Consider the following 19,212-nt stretch of genomic DNA (forward strand, 5'->3'; position numbering starts at 1 on the left):
GTGGCAGGAACGCTGAGCGGCTGTCAACGACGAGCCGCTCAGACGACCTGGATGTCGGTCACGGGAAGGGTGGAGTCCGCCCCGAAGTCGAGCCCCGACGGCGCGTGCCCGCGGAGGATCAGCTGCGCGCCGAGCGCCGCGATCATCGCCCCGTTGTCGGTGCAGAGCGAGAGCGGCGGGATGCGGAGCGCCACGCCGGCCGCCGCACTCCGTTCCGTCGCCAGCTCACGCACCCGGGCGTTCGCCACGACCCCGCCTCCCAGCAGCAGCCGCGGCACGCCGAGGTCGGCGCATGCCGCCAGGGCCTTCGTCACCAGCACATCGGCGACAGCCTCACGGAAACTCGCCGCGACATCCGCCACCGGCACCTCCTCGCCCCGGTCGCCGCGCGCTTCGACCCAGCGGGCCACGGCCGTCTTCAGCCCGGAGAACGAGAAGTCGTAGCGGTGCTTCTCACGGTCCTTCGGCAGGCTGAGACCGCGCGGGAACCGGATAGCCTTCGGGTTGCCGCCGATCGCCACCCTGTCGATGTGCGGACCGCCGGGGTAGGGCAGGCCAAGCACCCGCGCCACCTTGTCGAACGCCTCACCTGCCGCGTCGTCGATGGTCTCGCCGAGAAGCTCCACGTCGGCGACCAGGTCGCGCACGAGCAGCAGCGAGGTGTGTCCGCCCGACACCAGCAGGGCGACGGTCGGGTATTCCAGCGGTTCGGAGTCGGGCGTGACGAGATCCACTCCCACATGCCCGACCAGGTGGTTCACCGCGTAGAGCGGCTTGCCGGTCGAGAGCGCCAACGCCTTCGCTGCGGCCACGCCCACCATCAGTGCGCCCGAGAGCCCCGGCCCGCAGGTGACCGCGATCGCGTCGATGTCGTCGAACGTCAGCTGCGCTTCGGCAAGGGCGGCACGGATGGTCGGAGTGAGCGCCTCGAGATGGGCCCGTGCGGCGATCTCGGGAACCACTCCCCCGTAGCGGGCGTGTTCGTCCATCGACGACGCGATCGCGTTGGCGAGCAGGGTCGTGCCGCGCACGATCCCGATCCCGGTCTCGTCACACGAAGTCTCGATGCCGAGCACGACGGGCTGGCGGATGGAGTCTGTCACGCGGCACCTCCGGCCGGAAGGTCGAGTCGCATGACGACCGCGTCGACGTCATCGGGCTGGTAGTACCCGCGGCGCACTCCGATGGGCAGGAACCCGAGGTTCTCGTAGAGCGTCTGGGCACCCGGATTGTCGGCACGCACCTCGAGGAACAGTCGCCTGGCACCCCGCGAGACCGCCTCGGCGATCAGGGTGGTCATCATCAGCCGTGCGAGGCCGCGCCGCCGCGCATCCGGAGCAACGGCGATGGTCTGGATGTCGGCATCCGCTGCTCCCCGTGCGCTCATCAGCCCGGCGTACCCGCTGAGGGCGGTCGTGGGGCCGTCGCCCGGTCGTGTGGCGACCAGGTAGCGACAGTAGGCCTGCGACAGGTCGCCGAGCATCATCGCCCGGGACCACGCGTCGTTCTCGAACGTCGCGGTCTCGAGTTGCATGATGGCGTCGACGTCGTCGGGTGTGGCGACGCGCAGCACGAACTGCTCGCTCACCGGCTGCTCGCTCACCGTTTCCGCGCTCACTGGGTCACCCGCTTCACTCCGGTCGGCACCGTCACGTCGGGCGAGCGGAGGTAGAGCGCTTCGTCGGGGGCGAAGGGTCCGTTCGAATCGAGCAGGCCGAGAGCGACGACACCGAGCTGCCCGGCCGAGACGTGGGCGCCATCGGTTCTGCGGGCGTCGAGGTGCGGGAGGTCATCCGGCTTCGACAGGCCCGGCCCGCCGAGCCTCACCGGCGCCGCGGCGAGGTCGTAGAGCGACCAGTAGACCTCGTGCCGGCGGGCATCCGTCACGACCAGAAGCTCGCCGGTACGGCCATCGGATGCCTCGGCGAGCGCGATCGCGTCATGACTGATCACCGGCAGCACCGGCACGCCCGCCCCCAGGGCGAACACGCGCGCGGCGGCGATGCCGACCCGGAGCCCGGTGAATGGCCCGGGGCCCATTCCCGCGACGACACCGGTGAGCTCCCGCACCTCAACTCTGGCCTCTGCGAGCGCCCGTTCGATCAGCCGCCCGATCACCTCGGCATGCTTCATCGTGTCGAATCCGTCGGCCTGGCTGAGCACCCTCGGGTTCTGGATGCCTGCCCCACCCCGCACGACGGCCACGCTCGTGCCGGCCGACGTGTCGATCGCCAGCAGCAGCTCGGGTCGGCCGGTCATCTGCGTACTTCCGTGCTGCGGAGCGTGCCGCGCCGGTACAGGGTGAGCTGGCGCGGCTCGATGGGCTCGTCGACGTCGGCCTCGCCCGAGTCGCTCTCACCGGGCGACACCGCGGCCCCGTGCGGCCGTTCGATCACGAGCTCGAGGTACCCGTCGACCAGGCGTTCAACCATGCCCGAACCCCACTCCACGACCACGATCGAGTGCGCGAAGTCGATGTCGAGGTCGTCGAGCTCCGCCGCGCTGCCGAGCCGGTAGGCGTCGACGTGCACCAGCGGAACCCCGGTCGCGCGATTCGGGTGTGTGCGGGCGAGAACGAACGTCGGGCTGGTGACGGAGCCCCGCACTCCCAGCCCCTCGCCGAGGCCGCGCGTGAACGTCGTCTTGCCCGCCCCGAGCTCACCGGTGAGCACGAGCACATCCCCGGCGCGGAGCCGGCCTGCGAACTCCACACCGAACGCGTGCATCCGCTCGGGGTCGGCGATCTCCCACGACTCGTCGGTGACGTACTCGCGCACCACACGCGGACCGACCCGGGCCACGATCTCGTCGCCGATCGTCTGCGCCCAGCCCGCCCATTCCTCGGCCGTCGGCACACTCGCGCGCTCACCATCCGTCCCGAAACCGTGCGGCTCCTCGCCGAACACGACGACCTCGTCGCCCACCGAGACGGGTGCGTCGCCGACATCCACCACGATCTGGTCCATTGCCACCCGCCCCGCAACACGGTGCCGGAGGCCATCGATCCACACCTCGCCGTGGCCGCTGGAGGCCCGGGGAATCCCATCCGCATAGCCGAGCGGAACCAGCGCCAGCGTTGTCTCGCGATCGGTGCGATAGTCGAATCCGTACGACACTCCGTGCCCGGCCGCCACGCGCTTCACCGAGACCACCGGTGCCACCAACGTCATCACCGGCCGGAGCCCGAGCTCCACGGCCGTCTCGTCGTCGAACGGGGAGACCCCGTAGGCGGCGATACCGAAGCGCACCATGTCGAAGCGTGCCTCGGGCATCCGGATTCCCGCAGAACTCGCCGCGAGGTGCAGCTTCAACGGCGGAGCGTCGAGCCCGCGCGCGACGTCGACCGCCGCGCGGAACTGCTCGAGCGCGTCCCTGTCGTCGGCCGGTGAGGCATCTGCCAGATGCGACCAGGCCGCGAACAGCTCGAGCAGGCCCTGCTCGTGCAGCTCCCGCGCGCGGAGCACGAGCCCCGGCCAGTCCTCGACGGTCGCGCCGTTGCGGTGGAGCCCCGTGTCGATCTTGAGGTGCACCCGCGCCGGTGCCGGCAGCGCGCTGCCCTCTGCGCCCGCGTCGCCGCCCGCACCCGCACCCGCTCCGCCACCCGCGTGCGCGCTGCCACCCGCACCCGCACCGCCACCCGTGCCGCCAGTCGATCCGGACGCCATCCGAACGAGCCGCGCCCGCGCCTCCGCGATCCGCTCCAGCTGCCAGAGGGCCGACACGCCGAGGTCGATCCCCCCTGCGACCGCCCCGTCGAAGTCGGCATCGGGAGCGTGCATCCAGGCGAAGATCGGCACCGTGAACCCGGCGTCCCGGAGCTCGAGGGCTGCCGGGATGTCGAGCACCGCAAGGGCGGTCGCCCCGGCCTCGAGCGCCGCACCCGCGAGTTCGATCATCCCGTGCCCGTAGGCGTCGGCCTTGACCGCGAGCATCGTCTCGGCCGGGTACGCGAGCGCTGCCAGCGTTCGCACGTTGTGTCGGAACGCGTCGAGGTTGATCCGCGCAACGCGCTCGGGTGCTGCTGCACTCATGACGTGTACCTCCGCTCGAATCGCGGGCCGATACGGGTCACGATCTCGTAGTTGATGGTCTCGGCGGCCCTCGCCCAGTCGTCGGCCGACGGATGCCCGTCTGCCGGATCCCCGAACAGCACCACTCGGTCGCCCACCTCGACGGGTTCGTCGTGCACGTCGGCCACGAACTGGTCCATCGCGATGCGCCCCGAGACGCGGTGGAGGCCGCCCCGGATCCACACCGGTGCGCGGTTCGAGCCGAGCCGCGGGATCCCGTCGGCGTAGCCCAGCCCCACCAGCGCCAGCGTGGACTCCCCCGCGGTGCGGTACGTGTACCCATACGACACGGCGCTGTCTGCCGGAACCCGCTTCACCGAGATCACTCGCCCCTCGACCCGCATGGCAGGCCGCAGCCCGAGATCGGCCGAGGTGGCGTCGTCGAACGGCGAGAGTCCGTACATCCCGATGCCGAGTCGCACCATCGTCAAACGGGTCTCGGGCAGTCTCAGCGTCGCTGCCGTCGAGGCGAGGTGGATGACCGTGGGCTCGATCCCGGCCGCGCGAGCCTCCTCGACGGCGGCCGCCAGCAGCCGGAGCTGCGCACGATCCTCGTCATCGTTCGCGTTCGACAGGTGGCTGAAGATGCCCGTGACCGTGAGCACCCCGGCCTGCTGCAACTCGGCGGCACGACCGAACAGCGCGGCCCACTCGCTCCGCTCGGCACCGTTCCGGCCGAGACCGGTGTCGAGCTTCAGCTGCACCCGTGCCGCGGTCTGGCCCGTGCCATCCGCGCCGGGCACCGGCTCGCCCGCGCCATCCGCGACTACCCCTCGCACCGCCTCGACGGCCCGCGCCACCGCCTCCAGCTGAGCCACCGAGCTCACCCCGACGTCGATCCCGCGGAGGACCGCCTCATCGAACCGGGCGTTCGAGCCGTGCAGCCAGGCCAGAACGGGAACGTCGAGTCCGGCATCCCGGAGCGCCACCGCCTCGTCGACATCGGCCACCCCGAGCCAGGTCGCACCCGCCTCCACAGCCGCCCGCGCGACCTCGACGGCGCCGTGACCGTACCCGTTCGCCTTGACGACCGCCATGACGGCGGTGCCCGGCCCGACGAGCGTGGCGACGGTGCGCACATTGTGCCGGATCGCACCGAGGTCGACGGCGGCGAGCCGGAACGGTTGCTGCTCGGCCTCGTGCTGCGACGGGGCACGCCTGTCTGCCACCACCCCTGACGGACCCGACACCGTTTCGTCGTCACTCATCGCACACCACCCTCGCCCACCACGAATGCACAGGCTGAGTCTCCGTCGTGGCTCAACGAGAGATGCAGCGTGTCGATCCCGTGCGCCGCCACCGACTCGGCAGCGTAGCCCGCAAGCCTGAACGACGGCCGCCCGAGTTCGTCGGAGACCACCTCCACGTCGTGCCAGCGGAACCCGGTGGGGTCGCCGACCGCCTTCACCAACGCCTCCTTCGCCGCAAATCTCGCGGCCAGGGAACGCAGGGAGAGGGAGCGTTCGCTCTCAGCGAACAGGCGTTCCACTAGCGCCGGAGTGCGCGTCAGCTGGCGCTTGAATCGCGGCACATCGACGATGTCGACGCCGACACCGATGATCACGAGTCCAGGCTCCCGGCTACTCGACCGTGACCGATTTGGCGAGGTTGCGGGGCTGGTCGACGTCGAGTCCCTTGGCGGTCGCCAACTCCATCGCGAAGATCTGCAAGGGAACGACGGCCAGCAGCGGCTCGAACAGTGCACCCGCCAGCGGGATCGGAATGACCTCGTCGGCGAACGGCAGCACCGAAGCGTCGCCCTGCTCGGCGATGGCGAGGATCCGCGCACCGCGCGCCCGGATCTCCTGGATGTTCGAGACCACCTTGGCGTGCAGCGAATTCGGATCCCGCGGGCTCGGAACGACAACGAACACCGGCTGTCCCGGCTCGATCAGCGCGATCGGCCCATGCTTCAGCTCACCGGCGGCGAACCCCTCGGCGTGGATGTACGCCAGCTCCTTGAGCTTCAGGGCACCCTCGAGAGCCACCGGGTAGCCCACGTGCCGACCGAGGAACAGCACGGCGCGGGAGTCCGACATCCACTTCGCCAGCTCCTGGATGCGCTCCTTCGTGAGCAGCACCTGTTCGAGCTTCTCGGGGATGCTCGACAGCTCGTCGAGCGCCTCCTTCGTCGCCTCGGGCGAGAGTGTGCCGCGCACCTCGGCGAGGTGCAGGCCGAACAGGTAGAGCGCCGCGATCTGGGCGACGAACGCCTTCGTCGACGCCACGGCGACCTCGGGGCCGGCGTGCGTGTAGATCACGGCATCCGACTCGCGGGCGATCGTCGCACCCTGCGTGTTGCAGATCGAGAGGGTCTTCGCCCCGGCCTCGATCGCGTACTTCACGGCCATCAGCGTGTCCATCGTCTCGCCGGACTGGCTGATCGACACGACGAGCGTGGTCGGCGACAGCACCGGCTCGCTGTAGCGGAACTCGTGCGAGAGCTGCACCTCGACCGGGATGCGCGCCCACTTCTCGAGCGCGTACTTGCCGAGCATCCCGGCGTAGCTCGCGGTGCCGCAGGCGATGATCACGATGCGGTCGATGCCGACGAGCGACTCCTCGAGCCCGGCCAGGTCGGGCAGAACGACGTGGTCGTCGTGGATGCGCGTGCGGAGCGTGTTCGCCACGGCTTCGGGCTGCTCGCTGATCTCCTTCGCCATGAAGCTCGACCAGCCGCCCTTCTCCGCGGCGGAGGCATCCCACGACACCTGGAACTCTGTCGGCTGCACCTCGGTGCCGAAGAAGTCGGTGACGGTCACGGTGTCGGGGGTGATGGTCACGATCTGGTCCTGGCCGATCGCCACCGCGCGCTGGGTGTGCTCGACGAAGGCCGCGACATCCGAGCCCAGGAAGTTCTCGCCCTCGCCCAGCCCGATCACGAGCGGGGAGTTGCGGCGCGCACCGACCACGACGAGCGGCTCGTCCCTGTGCAGGGCCAACAGGGTGAACGCGCCCTCGAGGCGCACCACGACACGGCCGAGTGCAGCAGCGAGCCCGCCACCGGCCTCGTACTCCCGGCCGAGCAGCTTCGCGGCGACCTCGGTGTCGGTCTCGCTCTCGAAGGTGTAACCGTCGGCGAGCAGTTCGGCCTTCAGCTCGGCGAAGTTCTCGATGATGCCGTTGTGGATGAGGGCGAGCTTGCCGTCCCGGCTGAGATGCGGATGCGCATTGCCGTCGGTCGGCCCACCGTGGGTCGCCCAGCGGGTGTGACCGATGCCCGTTGAGCCGTCGGTGAGCGCTTCGGCGGCCAGGTCATCCACCAGCACAGCCAGCTTGCCCGCGCGCTTTCGCGTGACGAGGTCGCCTTCCTCGGTGATGATCGCCACCCCGGCGGAGTCATAACCGCGATACTCGAGTCGCCGCAGCCCTCCGAGAAGAACCTCCAGGCTCTTTGGTCGTCCGACGTAGCCCACGATTCCACACATGGATCCGATTTTACAGGGGCCATCTGTGTGTTGAGGCACAATGGACACCTATGGTTGATTCCGCGTCGATTCCCACCGTGAGCCACACCACCCCCTACGTCGAGATCGACCGGGCGGACTGGGCGGCCCTCGCCCCCGCCACCCCCCACCCCCTCCTCGAAACAGAGATCGTGCAGTTGCGCGGCCTCGGCGAGCCGCTCGACATGACCGAGGTGAGCGAGGTCTACCTGCCGCTCAGCCGTCTTCTGAACCTCTACGCTGCGGCGCGGCAGAACCTGCACCGGCAGACCGCCGACTTTCTCGGCGAGCGGGCGAGGCGGACCCCCTTCGTCATTGGCGTGGCGGGCTCGGTCGCCGTGGGCAAGTCGACCATCGCGCGCCTGCTCCGCGAGTTGCTCGCCCGTTGGGAGGACACCCCCCGCGTCGAACTCGTGACCACCGACGGGTTCCTGCTGCCGAACCACGAGCTGAACCGGCTCGGCATCATGGACCGCAAGGGCTTCCCCGAGAGCTACGACCGCCGGGCGCTCCTCCGCTTCGTCAGCGCGGTGAAGAGCGGAGCCGAAGAGGTGCGTGCCCCGTTCTACTCTCATCTGAGCTACGACATCGTGCCGAACGCACAGATCGTCGTGCGCCAGCCCGACATCCTCATCGTCGAGGGCCTCAACGTGTTGCAACCCCCCTCCCCCGGGCACCGGCTCGCGGTCAGCGACCTGTTCGACTTCACGATCTACGTGGATGCCCGCACCACCGATATCGCGCACTGGTACGAGGAGCGTTTCCTGAAACTCCAGCGCGGTGCGTTCGCGAACCCGAGCTCGTTCTTCCACCGCTACTCGAGCCTGACCGAGGAGGAGGCGCGGCGAACCGCGCACTCGATCTGGACGTCGATCAACCAGCCCAACCTCGTGCAGAACGTGCTGCCGACGAAGTCGCGGGCGACCCTCGTGCTGCAGAAGGGCGCGAACCACGCCGTGAAGCGCGTGCTCGTCCGGAAGCTCTGACCCCGGCCGGCGCAGCCGCGCACGAACCGGCGGGATGAGCGGTTAGAGGGAGAGCTGCTCGCGCACCACGGCGGCCAGCTCGCCGGCAACACGGTCTGCGGTCGCCTGGTCGGCGGCCTCCACCATCACGCGCACGAGCGGCTCGGTTCCGGATGGGCGGAGCAGCACGCGCCCGGTCTCGCCGAGAGCCTCGCCCGCTGCGAGAACGGCCGCGGCCAGCACCTCGTCGGTCGTCGACCGCTCGCGATCGACGCCCGAAACGTTGATGAGCGTCTGGGGGTAGACCGTCATCACGCTGGCGAGTTCGGCGAGCGTCTTGCCCGTGCCCGCCATGTGGCTGGCCAGTTGCAGGCCGGTCAGGATCCCGTCGCCCGTAGTGGCGTAGTCGCCGAAGATGATGTGGCCGGATTGCTCGCCGCCGAGGTTGTAGCCGTGGGCGTTGATCGCCTCGAGCACGTACCGGTCGCCGACCTTGGTCTCGAGCATCCGGATGCCCTGCTCGGCCATTGCGCGACGAAGACCGAGATTCGACATGACAGTGGCCACGAGCGTGCGTTCGACGAGCGCACCACGGGAGTCGAGGGCGGTCGCGAGGATCGCCATGATCTGGTCTCCGTCGACGACAGCACCTGTCGCGTCGACCGCCAGGCACCGGTCGGCGTCTCCGTCATGGGCGATGCCGAGGTCGGCCCCCTCGGCGATCACCGCGGCGGCGAGGCCGTCGAGATGGGTGGATCCCACCCCGTCGTTGATGTTCTCACCGTTCGGGTCGTTGCCCATCACGGTGACACGCGCCCCGGCGTCGGTGAAGACGTCGGGCGAGACACCCGCTGCAGCGCCGTGGGCGCAGTCGAGCACGACATGCAGCCCGTCGAGCCGGTGCGGGAGGGTGCCGAGCAGATGCACGACATACCGGTCTTCGGCGTCGGCGAAACGGCGGATGCGCCCAACGTCTCCGCCGAGCGGCACGAGGAACGGCTCACCGAGGGCGGCCTCGATGGCCTCCTCGATCTCGTCGTCGAGCTTCTTGCCGCCCCGCGCGAAGAATTTGATGCCGTTGTCGGGCGCCGGATTGTGCGATGCGGAGATCATGCAGCCGAAATCGGCACCGAGGTCGGCAACGAGATAGGCGGCGGCCGGCGTGGGAATCACACCGGCATCGAAGACGTCGACACCGGAACTGGCAAAGCCGGCCGCGACCGCTGCGGCGATGAAGTCACCGGAGGTACGCGGGTCCCGTGCGAGAACCGCGATCGGTCGACGACCGGCTGTACGTGCCGATGCGCCGAGCACTACAGCGGCGGCCTGGGCTACGCGAAGAGCCAGATCTGCCGTGACATCTCTGTTCGCGAGCCCACGCACACCGTCGGTGCCGAAGAGGCGAGCCAAAACGAAGTACTGAACGCCGCTGGCGTCAGCGCTTGGAGAACTGGGGAGCCTTACGGGCCTTCTTGAGACCAGCCTTCTTACGCTCCTTGACGCGCGCGTCGCGGCTCAGGAAGCCGGCCTTCTTCAGGGTCGCGCGGTTGTTCTCTTCGTCGATCTCGTTGAGGGCACGGGCGATGCCGAGGCGGAGGGCCCCGGCCTGGCCGGAGGGGCCACCACCCGAGATCTTCGCGATGACGTCGTAGCTGCCGAGCAGGTCGAGCAGCTTGAACGGGTCGTTGATGAGCTGCTGGTGCAGCTTGTTCGGGAAGAAGTCCTCGAACTCACGGCCGTTCACGACGATGGTGCCGGCACCCGGCGTGAGACGCACGCGGGCGATGGCCTGCTTGCGACGGCCGACGGCCGCTCCTCCGACGCTCAGCACGGGGCGAGCAGCCTTCGGGGTCTCTTCGGTCGGGGTCTCGGTCGAGTAGCTCTCGGGAGCCACGTCGATCTGATCTGAAATTTTCGCCACTTTGGTTACGAATCCTTTGTCTGAAGTCTGATGACCGGCGGGCGCTACTGCGCGACCTGGTCGAAGGTGTAGGGAACGGGCTGCTGGGCGGAGTGCGGGTGCTCGCTGCCGGTGTAGACCTTCAGCTTCGTCAGCTGTGCGCGGCCGAGCGAGTTCTTCGGCAGCATGCCGCGGATCGCCTTCTCGACGGCGCGGGTCGGGTTCGTCTCGAGGAGCTGGGTGTAGTTCATCGACGACAGGCCTCCCGGGTAACCGGAGTGGCGGTAGGCGATCTTCTGGGCAGCCTTGGAGCCGGTGAGGGCGACCTTCTCGGCGTTGATGATGATCACGAAGTCGCCGCCGTCGAGGTGCGGGCTGAAGGTCGGCTTGTTCTTGCCGCGCAGGATGATCGCGGCGTGGCTGGCCAGACGGCCGAGCACGACGTCGGTCGCGTCGATGATGACCCAGTTGCGAACGATCTCGCTCACTTTGGGAGAGTAGGTACGAGTCACAGTGATAGTGCTTTCTTGGTCGAAATGAGGTGTCCGTGAATCCCACTCCGTGGCCGATTCCGTTCGCACACACCGAATGACGGTTTCGTGGGCGAGAGAGCGGGCCCGTGGAGGGCTCAACTTCGGGCGGCACAGAGAACTGTTGCACACCAAGGGTCGACACTAGCCTATCTGGCGGATCATTTCCAGTCGCGCCTCAGCCAACGCCTCGCGCGAACGGTGGGCCCTCGTCTCCTCGGCCCGTCGAGCGAGGCCCGCCGCATCCGGGTACCCGACCGCCATCAGCGTCAATCCTCTGGCCGGCATCACCTTGAAGGCGCTGGTGCGCTCGAGAGCGTCTCGGAGCGAGACCACCTCCGCGAGGCTCAACCGCCCCTCGCCGACCGCCACGGAAGCGCCCACCACAGCCCGCACCATGCTGTGGCAGAAGGCATCGGCCTGCAGCGTGGCCGTCACCACCCCGTCGTCGGCGCGTCTCCACCGAAAGTCCTGGAGGGTGCGGATGGTCGTGGCGAACGCCCTCGGCTTGCAGAACGAGGCCCAGTCGTGCAGCCCGAGAAGTTCATCGGCCACCTCCTGCATGGCATCGACGTCGAGCACCTTCGTCGTCCAGGCCGTGGTGCGGCGGGTCAGCGGGCTCCGCACCGGAAGGCTGTCGGCGATGCGGTACTCGTACCGGCGCCACAGGGCGGAGAACCTCGCGTCGAAGCCCTCGCCGGCGACGGAGGTCTGCCGCACCACGATGTCGACGGGTCGACCCAGAACGCCGTTGACGCTCAGGGCTATCCGGCTGATCTCGATGTTGCCGGCCTGCTGAGGGGTCAGGTCGAGGTGCACGACCTGGCCCCTGGCGTGCACCCCGGCATCCGTTCGACCGGCGACCACCAGCGACGGCAGGACCCCGAGCCCCGAATACAGCCGCCGGAGGGCTTCCTCGAGTTCACCCTGCACGGTGCGGAGCCTGGGCTGCTTCGCCCAGCCGGCGAAGTCGGTTCCCTCATAGGCCAGGTCGAAACGCACCCGAACCGCATCAGCCACGCCGACCACGCACCCCGCCTCTCAGATTGCGGGCACTGCCCCCAGCTCGGCACCCTCGGGGTACGTCTCGAACATTCTCGACGCAAAGTCGTCGGTGTCGACAGTACCAAGACCCAGGAGAGTTTCCGTGCGCAGGATGCCCGGGAGCGCCGGTACGCGTTCGAGGATCAGTTCGCGGAGGTGCGGCTGATCGCTCACCCGGAAACGGGCGGTGAGGTCGTAGCGGCCCGTCACGATGGTGAGCTGCTCCAGCTCGGGCAGCTCACCCAGCGCTTCGATGGTGCACTGGCGGTCGGCTTCGGGTGTGAGGGTGATGTTCACCACGGCGATGACCCCGAGCCCGAGACGGGACCAGTCGATCGAGACGGAGTACTGCTTGACCACGCCGGTTCTCTCGAATCGCGACAGCCGCTCCGCCACGGCCGGCGGCGACATGCCCACCTTTCGGCTGAGCGCCCGCTGGGACTGCCGGGAATCCCTCGCCAGCTCCCTGAGCAGGGCAACGTCTTTGCCGTCGAGGCCGACCTCGGGGCCCTCCAATCCTGCCGTGATCTTCGCCGTGAACAGACTGCGCTTCTTCATTCGTACTCCACCTTTTGGCCCCTATGACAAGTGAATATGAGTATATCTTATCTTTTGGGGTCAAAAAGAACCCCGGCTGCCAGATTTCGGCAACCGGGGTTCTCCAAGCGATCAGACGAGCAGCCTACTTCGCGTCGTCGGCCTTCTCGGCCGCGTCAGCCTCAACCTCGGCGGCGGCCTCGGTGGGCTCCTCCGAAGCGACGGGCTCGCTGGCCTCGACAGCCTCGGTCTCCTCGGCGGGCACTGCGGCCTCGTCGGAATCCGTGTCGTCAGCGACGGTGTCGTCGGCAACAGGCGCCGCGGCGGTGGAGCTGCGGGTCGAGCGCACCTTCGGCGTCACGGGCTCGAGAACGAGCTCGATCTGAACCATCGAAGCGTTGTCGCCCTTGCGGAATCCGAGCTTCGTGATGCGGGTGTAGCCGCCGTCGCGCAAGGCGACGAGAGGCGCGATCTCGGTGAAGAGCTCGTGCACGACGGTCTTGTCACCGATGGTCGCGAGCACACGACGACGAGCGTGCAGGTCGCCCTTCTTCGCGAACGTGATGAGTCGCTCGGCTACCGGGCGGAGGCGCTTGGCCTTCGTCTCGGTGGTCTTGATGCTCTTGTGCGTGAACAGCTGGGCAGCCAGGTTCGCGAGCAGCAGGCGCTCGTGCGCCGGCCCTCCGCCGAGGCGGGGCCCTTTAGTGGGGGTAGGCATTTCGTTTTCTCCAGTGAGTAGGTCGTGAGTCGTCCGGCCGGGGCCGAAGCGGAATCAAGTGGGGTTAGATGTTCTCGTCGTCGTAGCCACCGTAGAAGTGGGCGCCGTCGAATCCGGGCACCGTGTCCTTCAGCGACAGGCCAAGCTCGACGAGCTTGTCCTTGACTTCATCCACTGACTTCTGACCGAAGTTGCGAATGTTCATGAGCTGGGTCTCGCTCAGCGCAACGAGCTCGCTGACGGTGTTGATTCCCTCGCGCTTCAGGCAGTTGTACGAACGCACCGACAGATCGAGGTCTTCGATCGGAACGGCGAGCTCCGAGCTCAGCACGGCGTCGACAGGAGCCGGGCCGATCTCGATGCCCTCAGCGGCAGTGTTGAGCTCGCGGGCGAGGCCGAACAGCTCTGTCAGCGTGCGGCCGGCAGACGCGATGGCGTCGCGCGGCGTGATGGCCGGCTTCGTCTCCACGTCGACGACCAGGCGGTCGAAGTCGGTGCGCTCACCGGCACGAGTCGCCTCGACGCGGTAGGTGACCTTGAGCACGGGCGAGTAGATCGAGTCGATCGGGATCTGGCCCGCTTCGCTGAACTCGCTTCGGTTCTGGGTCGACGAGACGTAGCCGCGGCCACGCTCGATGATGAGCTCGAGTTCGAACTTCGCCTTGTCGTTCAGGGTGGCGATGACGAGCTCGGGGTTGTGGATCTCCACACCGGCAGGAGCCGAGATGTCGGCCGCCGTGACCTGGCCCGATGCGTGCTTCCGCAGGTAGGCCGTGATCGGCTCGTCGTGCTCACTCGAGACGACTAGTCCCTTGATGTTCAGGATGATCTCGGTGACGTCTTCCTTCACACCGGGGATCGTGCTGAACTCGTGCAGCACGCCGTCGAGGCGGATGCTCGTGACAGCTGCACCTGGAATGGACGAGAGCAGAGTGCGACGGAGGGAGTTACCGAGGGTGTAACCGAAGCCGGGTTCCAGCGGTTCGATGACGAACCGTGAACGGAACTCCGAGATGTTCTCTTCGGTGAGCGTTGGACGCTGTGCAATGAGCACTGTTGATTCCTTTCGGCTAAGTGTCCGCTATATGACACTTGCGTTTGCGTACAGGGTGGCGAGCCCGACGTTGTTGAGTTTTCACGGTGCTCGCGCACCGCAGCTGAACGGCCTGAGCGGCGTGACCCCGTGGAGGAGTCACGCCGCTGGGGCTGTGGAAAGGAACCGCTACACGCGGCGACGCTTGGGCGGGCGGCAACCGTTGTGCGCCTGCGGCGTGACGTCGTTGATCGTTCCGACCTCGAGGCCTGCGGCCTGGAGCGAACGGATCGCCGTCTCACGACCCGAACCCGGACCCTTGACGAAGACGTCGACCTTCTTGACACCCTGCTCCTGCGCCTGGCGGGCGGCCGACTCGGCCGACAGCTGGGCTGCGAACGGAGTCGACTTGCGGGAGCCCTTGAAGCCGACGGTGCCGGACGAGGCCCAGCTCAGCACGGCACCCGACGGGTCGGTGATCGTCACGATGGTGTTGTTGAACGTCGACTTGATGTGGGCCTGGCCCACGGGGATGTTCTTCTTCTCTTTACGCCGCGGCTTGCGAGCGGCCGATTTTGGTGCTGCCATGATGTTCTCCTAAAACGTTTATGGCGATGCCGTGCTTCGGGGCCTGAACCCGGAAGTGTTGGCTATCGGGCCTTCTTCTTGCCTGCAACGGTGCGCTTCGGGCCCTTACGGGTACGAGCGTTGGTCTTGGTGCGCTGGCCGTGCACGGGCAGGCCGCGACGGTGACGGATGCCCTGGTAGCTGCCGATCTCGACCTTGCGGCGGATGTCGGCTGCAACCTCACGGCGGAGGTCACCCTCCACCTTGTACGCGCCTTCGATGTGGTCGCGCAGGGCGACCAGCTGCTCGTCGGTGAGGTCTTTGACGCGAACGTCACCCGAGATCTCGGTGTCGGCGAGGGTCTGAAGGGCCCTCGTGCGGCCGACGCCGTAGATGTAAGTCAGTGCGACCTCCACGCGCTTGTCGCGCGGAATGTCTACTCCTGCAATACGTGCCATGGTGGCATGCTCCTGTTAGTGAGTGGAGGTCTGTAGCAGTGCCTGTGCCGCGGCCTCCAACCGCGGGTGTCTCCCGACCGCTCCTCGCGGAGACGGCCGGGATTCTGGCCCTGCTATAAAACGGGGTACTGCTGCCTAGCCCTGGCGCTGCTTGTGACGCGGGTTGGACTTGCAGATGACCATGACGTTGCCGTTCCGGCGAATGACTCGGCAGTGCTCGCAGATCGGCTTGACGCTGGGGTTGACCTTCATTGTTCTGTTCCTATCGCTGTCTTCGTACCCGCCGAGAGCGGCGGGCCGTTACTTTCCAGCGTTCGTTACCTGTGACCGCTACTTGTAGCGGTAGACGATACGACCACGGGTGAGGTCGTAGGGGCTGAGCTCCACGATCACGCGGTCCTCAGGGAGGATACGGATGTAGTGCTGTCGCATCTTGCCCGAAATGTGGGCAAGAACTCTGTGTCCGTTGGTCAACTCAACGCGAAACATCGCGTTGGGAAGAGCCTCGACCACTGCGCCCTCGATCTCGATGACACCGTCTTTTTTGGCCATAACTCACTGTCTGTATAAGTATTGATTACTGGTCGTGCGTGTATTGTTTCGGTGTCGTGACACCAAAGATCGAGTCTACCACAGCTTTCAGCGGCTGGAGATGACCGATGCGAACGTCTGCACCAGGGCCGGGAACAGCGGGTGACCGTCTGCGATACCTGTGATCCGGGTCACTGCGTCTTCTGCCGAATTCGAGGCGAGGATCTGCTGCAACTCGACCGACTCGGGGTCGGCGGGCACGTCGAACTCGAGAGCAGCGCGGATGGCCGCCAGCAGGGCAGCCGGCTCGATCCCGCGCTCGGCCAACTGGGCGGCCGGCCCGATGAACCGCTCGTTGCGGCTGAGCTTGCGGAGGGGTGCGCGCCCGACGCGGTCGACGGTGTCGGGCAGGTAGGGGTTCGCGAAGCGCTGGAGGTTCTTCTCCAGATATGCCTCCTGCACGCTCGGGTCGAATTCGTGCTTGGCGACGAGGAGTGACTTCGTCTCCTCGAGCACAGCCTTCACCTTCGTGAAGATGTCGGGAACCGCGATCGCCTCAGCGACAGGAGCAATTCCCTCTGCCGCACCGAAGTACGCCGTCGCAGCATGGCCGGTGTTCACCGTGAAGAGCTTCCGCTCGATGTAGGGGGCGAGGTCGGGCACGAAGTGCGCCTCGGGGATGTTCGGCAGAGCGTCCCCGAACGGACCCGACGCGATGGCCCATTCGAAGAAGTCCTCGACGGTCACGTCGAGGCCGGCATCCGGTGCCTGTCCCGGCACGATGCGGTCGACGGCGGTGTTCGCGAAGACGGCCCGCGCCGAGACGGCAGCGAAGTCGGCGCCGAGTGCGGTCTCGATGTGCCCCCGCAGAGCATCCGTCGCGTTGATCGCGTTCTCGCAGGCCATCACCTGCAGCGGAGCATCCGATGCCGAGCGGGCCTGGATCGCCCGCCCGATCAGGGGTGCCACGAAACGGAGGATGTTCGGACCGACAGCGGTCGTCACGATGTCGGCCGACGCGATCTCAGCGACCACACCAGCCTCGTCGGCCGAGCTGTTCAGTGCCCGGAAGTTGTCGACCGTCCATGTGCGGGGCGACAGCCCCACCTCGAAGACGTCGTAGGTCGGCGCCGCCGCGAGTGCGTCGATGAGAGAGGCGTTGACATCGGCGAAGACGACCTCGTAGCCGGCGTTGTGCAGGATCAGGCCGACGAATCCGCGACCGATGTTGCCTGCACCGAAGTGAACGGCCTTCATCAGTCCTCGTTCACCTGGGAGAGAAGCGCGAACACGGCTTCGTCGCTCGGGGCCTTCAGCAACTTCTCGACCTCGTCTTCATCACTGAAGATGAGGGCGATCTTCGAGAGGATGTCGAGGTGCCCTCCGTCTTTGCCGGCGATGCCGACGACGAAGCGCACCTCTTCACCATTCCAGTCGATGGGCTTCGAGTACCGCACGAACGAGAGCGCAGAGTCGAGGATCGCATCCTTGCCCTCGTTCGTGCCGTGCGGGATCGCGAGGTAGTTGCCCATGTAGGTGGAGACGGACGTCTCACGTTCGAGCATCGACGCCAGGTAGTCGTTCGTGACCGCGCCGGCCGCGAGCAGGAGGTCGTTCGCCTCGGCGATCGCGTCCTCCTTGGTCTCGGCCGTTCCGTGGATCTTGATCGAGTTCAGCGTCAATACGTCGCTCATGAGAATTCCGTCTCCTTGTCATGCGTTGTGCGGGTGGGGCGAGGCTTTTCGCTTACGCCTTCTCGGTGTTGTGCTGGCGTTCGAGCAGCCCGACGATCTCGTCGTACTTCGGGCTCGACATGAAGTTGTCGACCGAGACGTGCTCGGCACTCGGGGACTGCTGCTTCGCCCGGGCGGTCAGGTCCTGGTGGGTGATGACCAGGTCGATGTCGTCGGTCAGGTTCGAGATCGCCTTGTTGACCACAGTAACGTCCGTGATGCCGGCTTTCTTGATCTTGTTGCGAAGCACCGACGCCCCCATTGCGCTCGAGCCCATTCCCGCGTCGCAGGCGAACACGATGTTGTGCACGGCGGGAATCGACTGCGCCTCCTGGGCGCGGGACACCTCTTCGGCGGACTCGGGGTCGCGGGTCGACAGATCGGCCAGGCCACCCGCCTCATTCGCGAGTCCGTCTGCCTGCAGGTGGCCGAGCACCGAGCTCTGCTTGCCCTTGTTGGCCTGCGTCTGCGCGATGGCGGCGCTCAGGTCTCCGGCGTTCTCTGCAGCGAGGTCACGCTTGCGGGTGGCCCGCAGGATGATCGCGGTGACGAAGAACGACACGGCAGCCGATGCGATGACCGACAGGATCACGCCGACGTAGGAGTCAGGCGCGGTCTGGATCAGGATCGCGATGATCGACCCGGGTGAGGCCGGAGCGCGGAGTCCCGTCTGGAACAGCACGTTCACGAACACGCCGGTCATGCCACCGAGGATCGCGGCGATGATCGTCATCGGCTTCATGAGCACGTACGGGAAGTAGATCTCGTGGATGCCGCCGAAGAACTGGATGATGATCGCGCCGGGGGCGCTGGCCTTGGCAAGACCCACACCGAAGATCGCGAAGGCGATCAGGATGCCGACGCCGGGGCCGGGGTTCGCCTCGATCAGGAAGAGGATGCTCTTACCCGACTCCGAGACCTGCTGCACACCGAGAGGTGTGAACACACCGTGGTTGATCGCGTTGTTCAGGAAGAGCACCTTGCCGGGCTCGACCAGGATCGACGCCAGCGGCAGCAGCCCGAGGCTGACCAGCCAGTTCACGGCCGATTCGAGCGCAGCGCTCAGGGCGGTGATCAGCGGTGCGATGAGGAAGAATCCCGCAATCGCGAGGATCGCACCGAGGATGCCGGCCGAGAAGTTGTCGACGAGCATCTCGAAGCCGGGCCTGATCTTGTTGGCCCAGATCTTGTCGACCTGCTTCATGATGTAGGCCGCAAGCGGACCCATCACCATGGCGCCGATGAACATCGGTACCGGGCTGCCGACGATGACACCCATTGTCGCGATGACGGCGACGACACCGCCTCGGGTGTTGTAGATCATCCGGCCACCGGTGTTGGCGATGAGCAGGGGCAGCAGGTACGTGATCATGGGCGCGACGAGACCGACGTTCTCGGTGCCGTCAGCGTTCGGGAATCCGCCGATGATCGGAACGAGGATGCCGAACTGGGCGAGCCAGCCGGTCTTGATGAACAGGGCCGTGATGAGGCCCCAGGCGATGAAGGCGGCGATGTTGGGCATCACCATTCCGGAGAGGAACGTTCCGAATCGCTGGACGGCGACGCGGGTTCCTCCCTTCTGTGCGGCGCCGGCGGGGGCGCCGGTCTGGGTTTGTGACGTCGTCGTCATGACCTGTCTCCTTTGTGTGCGGGGGTTTTGTGGGGGTGGGTGCTGGGGGT

22 protein-coding genes are annotated in these 19,212 nt (G+C 67.2%); 1 reads left to right on the forward strand and 21 read right to left on the reverse strand.

What is annotated here, in order from left to right; translation table 11 throughout:
* Positions 1-38: 38 nt before the first annotated feature.
* The 7 genes from tsaD to glmS are packed head-to-tail and all read right to left on the reverse strand — an operon-like array spanning position 39 to position 7,498.
* Positions 39-1,103: a tRNA (adenosine(37)-N6)-threonylcarbamoyltransferase complex transferase subunit TsaD gene (gene tsaD / locus B7R21_RS13935; protein ID WP_116283858.1), complete on the reverse strand. Its 1,065-nt coding sequence runs from the start codon at positions 1,101-1,103 to the stop codon at positions 39-41.
* On the reverse strand, positions 1,100-1,618 hold the full coding sequence (gene rimI / locus B7R21_RS13940) for a ribosomal protein S18-alanine N-acetyltransferase (protein ID WP_367379407.1): 519 nt from the start codon (positions 1,616-1,618) through the stop codon (positions 1,100-1,102). Before rimI ends, tsaD begins: the two co-directional genes overlap by 4 nt.
* Positions 1,615-2,259 carry a tRNA (adenosine(37)-N6)-threonylcarbamoyltransferase complex dimerization subunit type 1 TsaB gene (gene tsaB / locus B7R21_RS13945; protein WP_253259818.1) on the reverse strand — a complete coding sequence of 215 codons (645 nt, stop codon included), beginning with the start codon at positions 2,257-2,259 and terminating at the stop codon, positions 1,615-1,617. Before tsaB ends, rimI begins: the two co-directional genes overlap by 4 nt.
* The gene (gene alr / locus B7R21_RS13950) at positions 2,256-4,031 is read right to left on the reverse strand and encodes an alanine racemase (RefSeq protein WP_116283859.1); all 1,776 of its coding nucleotides are present in this window, start codon (positions 4,029-4,031) and stop codon (positions 2,256-2,258) included. The genes tsaB and alr (B7R21_RS13950) overlap by 4 nt, the downstream gene beginning before the upstream one ends.
* Positions 4,028-5,278: an alanine racemase gene (gene alr, locus B7R21_RS13955; RefSeq protein ID WP_116283860.1), complete on the reverse strand. Its 1,251-nt coding sequence runs from the start codon at positions 5,276-5,278 to the stop codon at positions 4,028-4,030. Before alr (B7R21_RS13955) ends, alr (B7R21_RS13950) begins: the two co-directional genes overlap by 4 nt.
* Positions 5,275-5,634: a holo-ACP synthase gene (locus tag B7R21_RS13960; RefSeq protein WP_116283861.1), complete on the reverse strand. Its 360-nt coding sequence runs from the start codon at positions 5,632-5,634 to the stop codon at positions 5,275-5,277. Before B7R21_RS13960 ends, alr (B7R21_RS13955) begins: the two co-directional genes overlap by 4 nt.
* Before the next feature lie 16 nt (positions 5,635-5,650).
* Complete coding sequence (gene glmS, locus B7R21_RS13965; RefSeq protein WP_116283862.1) at positions 5,651-7,498, reverse strand: glutamine--fructose-6-phosphate transaminase (isomerizing); 1,848 nt, start codon at positions 7,496-7,498, stop codon at positions 5,651-5,653.
* Between the two features lie 50 nt (positions 7,499-7,548).
* On the opposite strand from glmS, the gene coaA reads away from it, so the two are divergent.
* A complete protein-coding gene (gene coaA / locus B7R21_RS13970; protein ID WP_116283863.1) occupies positions 7,549-8,502 on the forward strand; it encodes a type I pantothenate kinase in 954 nt (317 codons plus the stop codon).
* Positions 8,503-8,544: 42 nt separating this feature from the next.
* Here coaA and glmM read toward each other — a convergent pair whose 3' ends face one another.
* From glmM to B7R21_RS14040, 14 genes are all read right to left on the reverse strand, one after another.
* Positions 8,545-9,891: a phosphoglucosamine mutase gene (gene glmM, locus B7R21_RS13975; protein WP_116283864.1), complete on the reverse strand. Its 1,347-nt coding sequence runs from the start codon at positions 9,889-9,891 to the stop codon at positions 8,545-8,547.
* A 25-nt stretch (positions 9,892-9,916) separates the two neighbouring features.
* A complete protein-coding gene (gene rpsI, locus B7R21_RS13980) occupies positions 9,917-10,402 on the reverse strand; it encodes a 30S ribosomal protein S9 (RefSeq protein WP_116283865.1) in 486 nt (161 codons plus the stop codon).
* Between the two features lie 44 nt (positions 10,403-10,446).
* Positions 10,447-10,893, reverse strand: a complete 447-nt coding sequence (rplM, locus tag B7R21_RS13985; protein ID WP_116283866.1) for a 50S ribosomal protein L13 — start codon at positions 10,891-10,893, stop codon at positions 10,447-10,449.
* A gap of 162 nt (positions 10,894-11,055) precedes the next feature.
* The gene (gene truA, locus B7R21_RS13990; protein ID WP_116284255.1) at positions 11,056-11,931 is read right to left on the reverse strand and encodes a tRNA pseudouridine(38-40) synthase TruA; all 876 of its coding nucleotides are present in this window, start codon (positions 11,929-11,931) and stop codon (positions 11,056-11,058) included.
* 21 nt (positions 11,932-11,952) lie between these two features.
* Entirely contained in the window at positions 11,953-12,513 is a 561-nt protein-coding gene (locus tag B7R21_RS13995) for an Lrp/AsnC family transcriptional regulator (RefSeq protein WP_116283867.1), read from the reverse strand.
* Between the two features lie 124 nt (positions 12,514-12,637).
* The gene (gene rplQ, locus B7R21_RS14000) at positions 12,638-13,210 is read right to left on the reverse strand and encodes a 50S ribosomal protein L17 (protein WP_116283868.1); all 573 of its coding nucleotides are present in this window, start codon (positions 13,208-13,210) and stop codon (positions 12,638-12,640) included.
* 64 nt (positions 13,211-13,274) lie between these two features.
* A complete protein-coding gene (locus tag B7R21_RS14005; RefSeq protein WP_116283869.1) occupies positions 13,275-14,264 on the reverse strand; it encodes a DNA-directed RNA polymerase subunit alpha in 990 nt (329 codons plus the stop codon).
* A 168-nt stretch (positions 14,265-14,432) separates the two neighbouring features.
* On the reverse strand, positions 14,433-14,831 hold the full coding sequence (rpsK, locus tag B7R21_RS14010) for a 30S ribosomal protein S11 (RefSeq protein ID WP_104242515.1): 399 nt from the start codon (positions 14,829-14,831) through the stop codon (positions 14,433-14,435).
* Positions 14,832-14,893: 62 nt separating this feature from the next.
* Complete coding sequence (gene rpsM / locus B7R21_RS14015) at positions 14,894-15,268, reverse strand: 30S ribosomal protein S13 (protein ID WP_104242513.1); 375 nt, start codon at positions 15,266-15,268, stop codon at positions 14,894-14,896.
* A gap of 135 nt (positions 15,269-15,403) precedes the next feature.
* Positions 15,404-15,520 (reverse strand): 50S ribosomal protein L36, encoded by a 117-nt coding sequence (gene rpmJ / locus B7R21_RS14020; protein WP_104242511.1) that lies wholly within the window; start codon positions 15,518-15,520, stop codon positions 15,404-15,406.
* Between the two features lie 78 nt (positions 15,521-15,598).
* Positions 15,599-15,820, reverse strand: a complete 222-nt coding sequence (gene infA, locus B7R21_RS14025) for a translation initiation factor IF-1 (protein WP_055811571.1) — start codon at positions 15,818-15,820, stop codon at positions 15,599-15,601.
* An 87-nt stretch (positions 15,821-15,907) separates the two neighbouring features.
* Entirely contained in the window at positions 15,908-17,056 is a 1,149-nt protein-coding gene (locus B7R21_RS14030) for a mannitol-1-phosphate 5-dehydrogenase (RefSeq protein ID WP_116283870.1), read from the reverse strand.
* Entirely contained in the window at positions 17,056-17,493 is a 438-nt protein-coding gene (locus B7R21_RS14035; RefSeq protein WP_116283871.1) for a PTS sugar transporter subunit IIA, read from the reverse strand. The genes B7R21_RS14030 and B7R21_RS14035 overlap by 1 nt, the downstream gene beginning before the upstream one ends.
* 52 nt (positions 17,494-17,545) lie before the next feature.
* The gene (locus B7R21_RS14040) at positions 17,546-19,162 is read right to left on the reverse strand and encodes a PTS mannitol transporter subunit IICB (RefSeq protein ID WP_116283872.1); all 1,617 of its coding nucleotides are present in this window, start codon (positions 19,160-19,162) and stop codon (positions 17,546-17,548) included.
* Between the last annotated feature and the right edge of the window lie 50 nt (positions 19,163-19,212).

Origin of the sequence: Subtercola boreus (assembly GCF_003399625.1) — a bacterium.
GTDB classification, from domain to species: domain Bacteria; phylum Actinomycetota; class Actinomycetes; order Actinomycetales; family Microbacteriaceae; genus Subtercola; species Subtercola boreus_C.

What these genes read in the sequence shown, in the direction of transcription:
- rplQ (WP_116283868.1), bottom strand. Translation starts at nt 13,210, where the DNA reads ATGCCTACCCCCACTAAAGGGCCCCGCCTCGGCGGAGGGCCGGCGCAC.
- rpmJ (WP_104242511.1), bottom strand. Translation starts at nt 15,520, where the DNA reads ATGAAGGTCAACCCCAGCGTCAAGCCGATCTGCGAGCACTGCCGAGTC.
- tsaB (WP_253259818.1), bottom strand. Translation starts at nt 2,259, where the DNA reads ATGACCGGCCGACCCGAGCTGCTGCTGGCGATCGACACGTCGGCCGGC.
- B7R21_RS14035 (WP_116283871.1), bottom strand. Translation starts at nt 17,493, where the DNA reads ATGAGCGACGTATTGACGCTGAACTCGATCAAGATCCACGGAACGGCC.
- rpsK (WP_104242515.1), bottom strand. Translation starts at nt 14,831, where the DNA reads ATGGCAGCACCAAAATCGGCCGCTCGCAAGCCGCGGCGTAAAGAGAAG.
- infA (WP_055811571.1), bottom strand. Translation starts at nt 15,820, where the DNA reads ATGGCCAAAAAAGACGGTGTCATCGAGATCGAGGGCGCAGTGGTCGAG.
- B7R21_RS14040 (WP_116283872.1), bottom strand. Translation starts at nt 19,162, where the DNA reads ATGACGACGACGTCACAAACCCAGACCGGCGCCCCCGCCGGCGCCGCA.
- B7R21_RS14030 (WP_116283870.1), bottom strand. Translation starts at nt 17,056, where the DNA reads ATGAAGGCCGTTCACTTCGGTGCAGGCAACATCGGTCGCGGATTCGTC.
- alr (WP_116283859.1), bottom strand. Translation starts at nt 4,031, where the DNA reads ATGAGTGCAGCAGCACCCGAGCGCGTTGCGCGGATCAACCTCGACGCG.
- coaA (WP_116283863.1), top strand. Translation starts at nt 7,549, where the DNA reads ATGGTTGATTCCGCGTCGATTCCCACCGTGAGCCACACCACCCCCTAC.
- B7R21_RS13995 (WP_116283867.1), bottom strand. Translation starts at nt 12,513, where the DNA reads ATGAAGAAGCGCAGTCTGTTCACGGCGAAGATCACGGCAGGATTGGAG.
- glmS (WP_116283862.1), bottom strand. Translation starts at nt 7,498, where the DNA reads ATGTGTGGAATCGTGGGCTACGTCGGACGACCAAAGAGCCTGGAGGTT.
- rpsM (WP_104242513.1), bottom strand. Translation starts at nt 15,268, where the DNA reads ATGGCACGTATTGCAGGAGTAGACATTCCGCGCGACAAGCGCGTGGAG.
- alr (WP_116283860.1), bottom strand. Translation starts at nt 5,278, where the DNA reads ATGAGTGACGACGAAACGGTGTCGGGTCCGTCAGGGGTGGTGGCAGAC.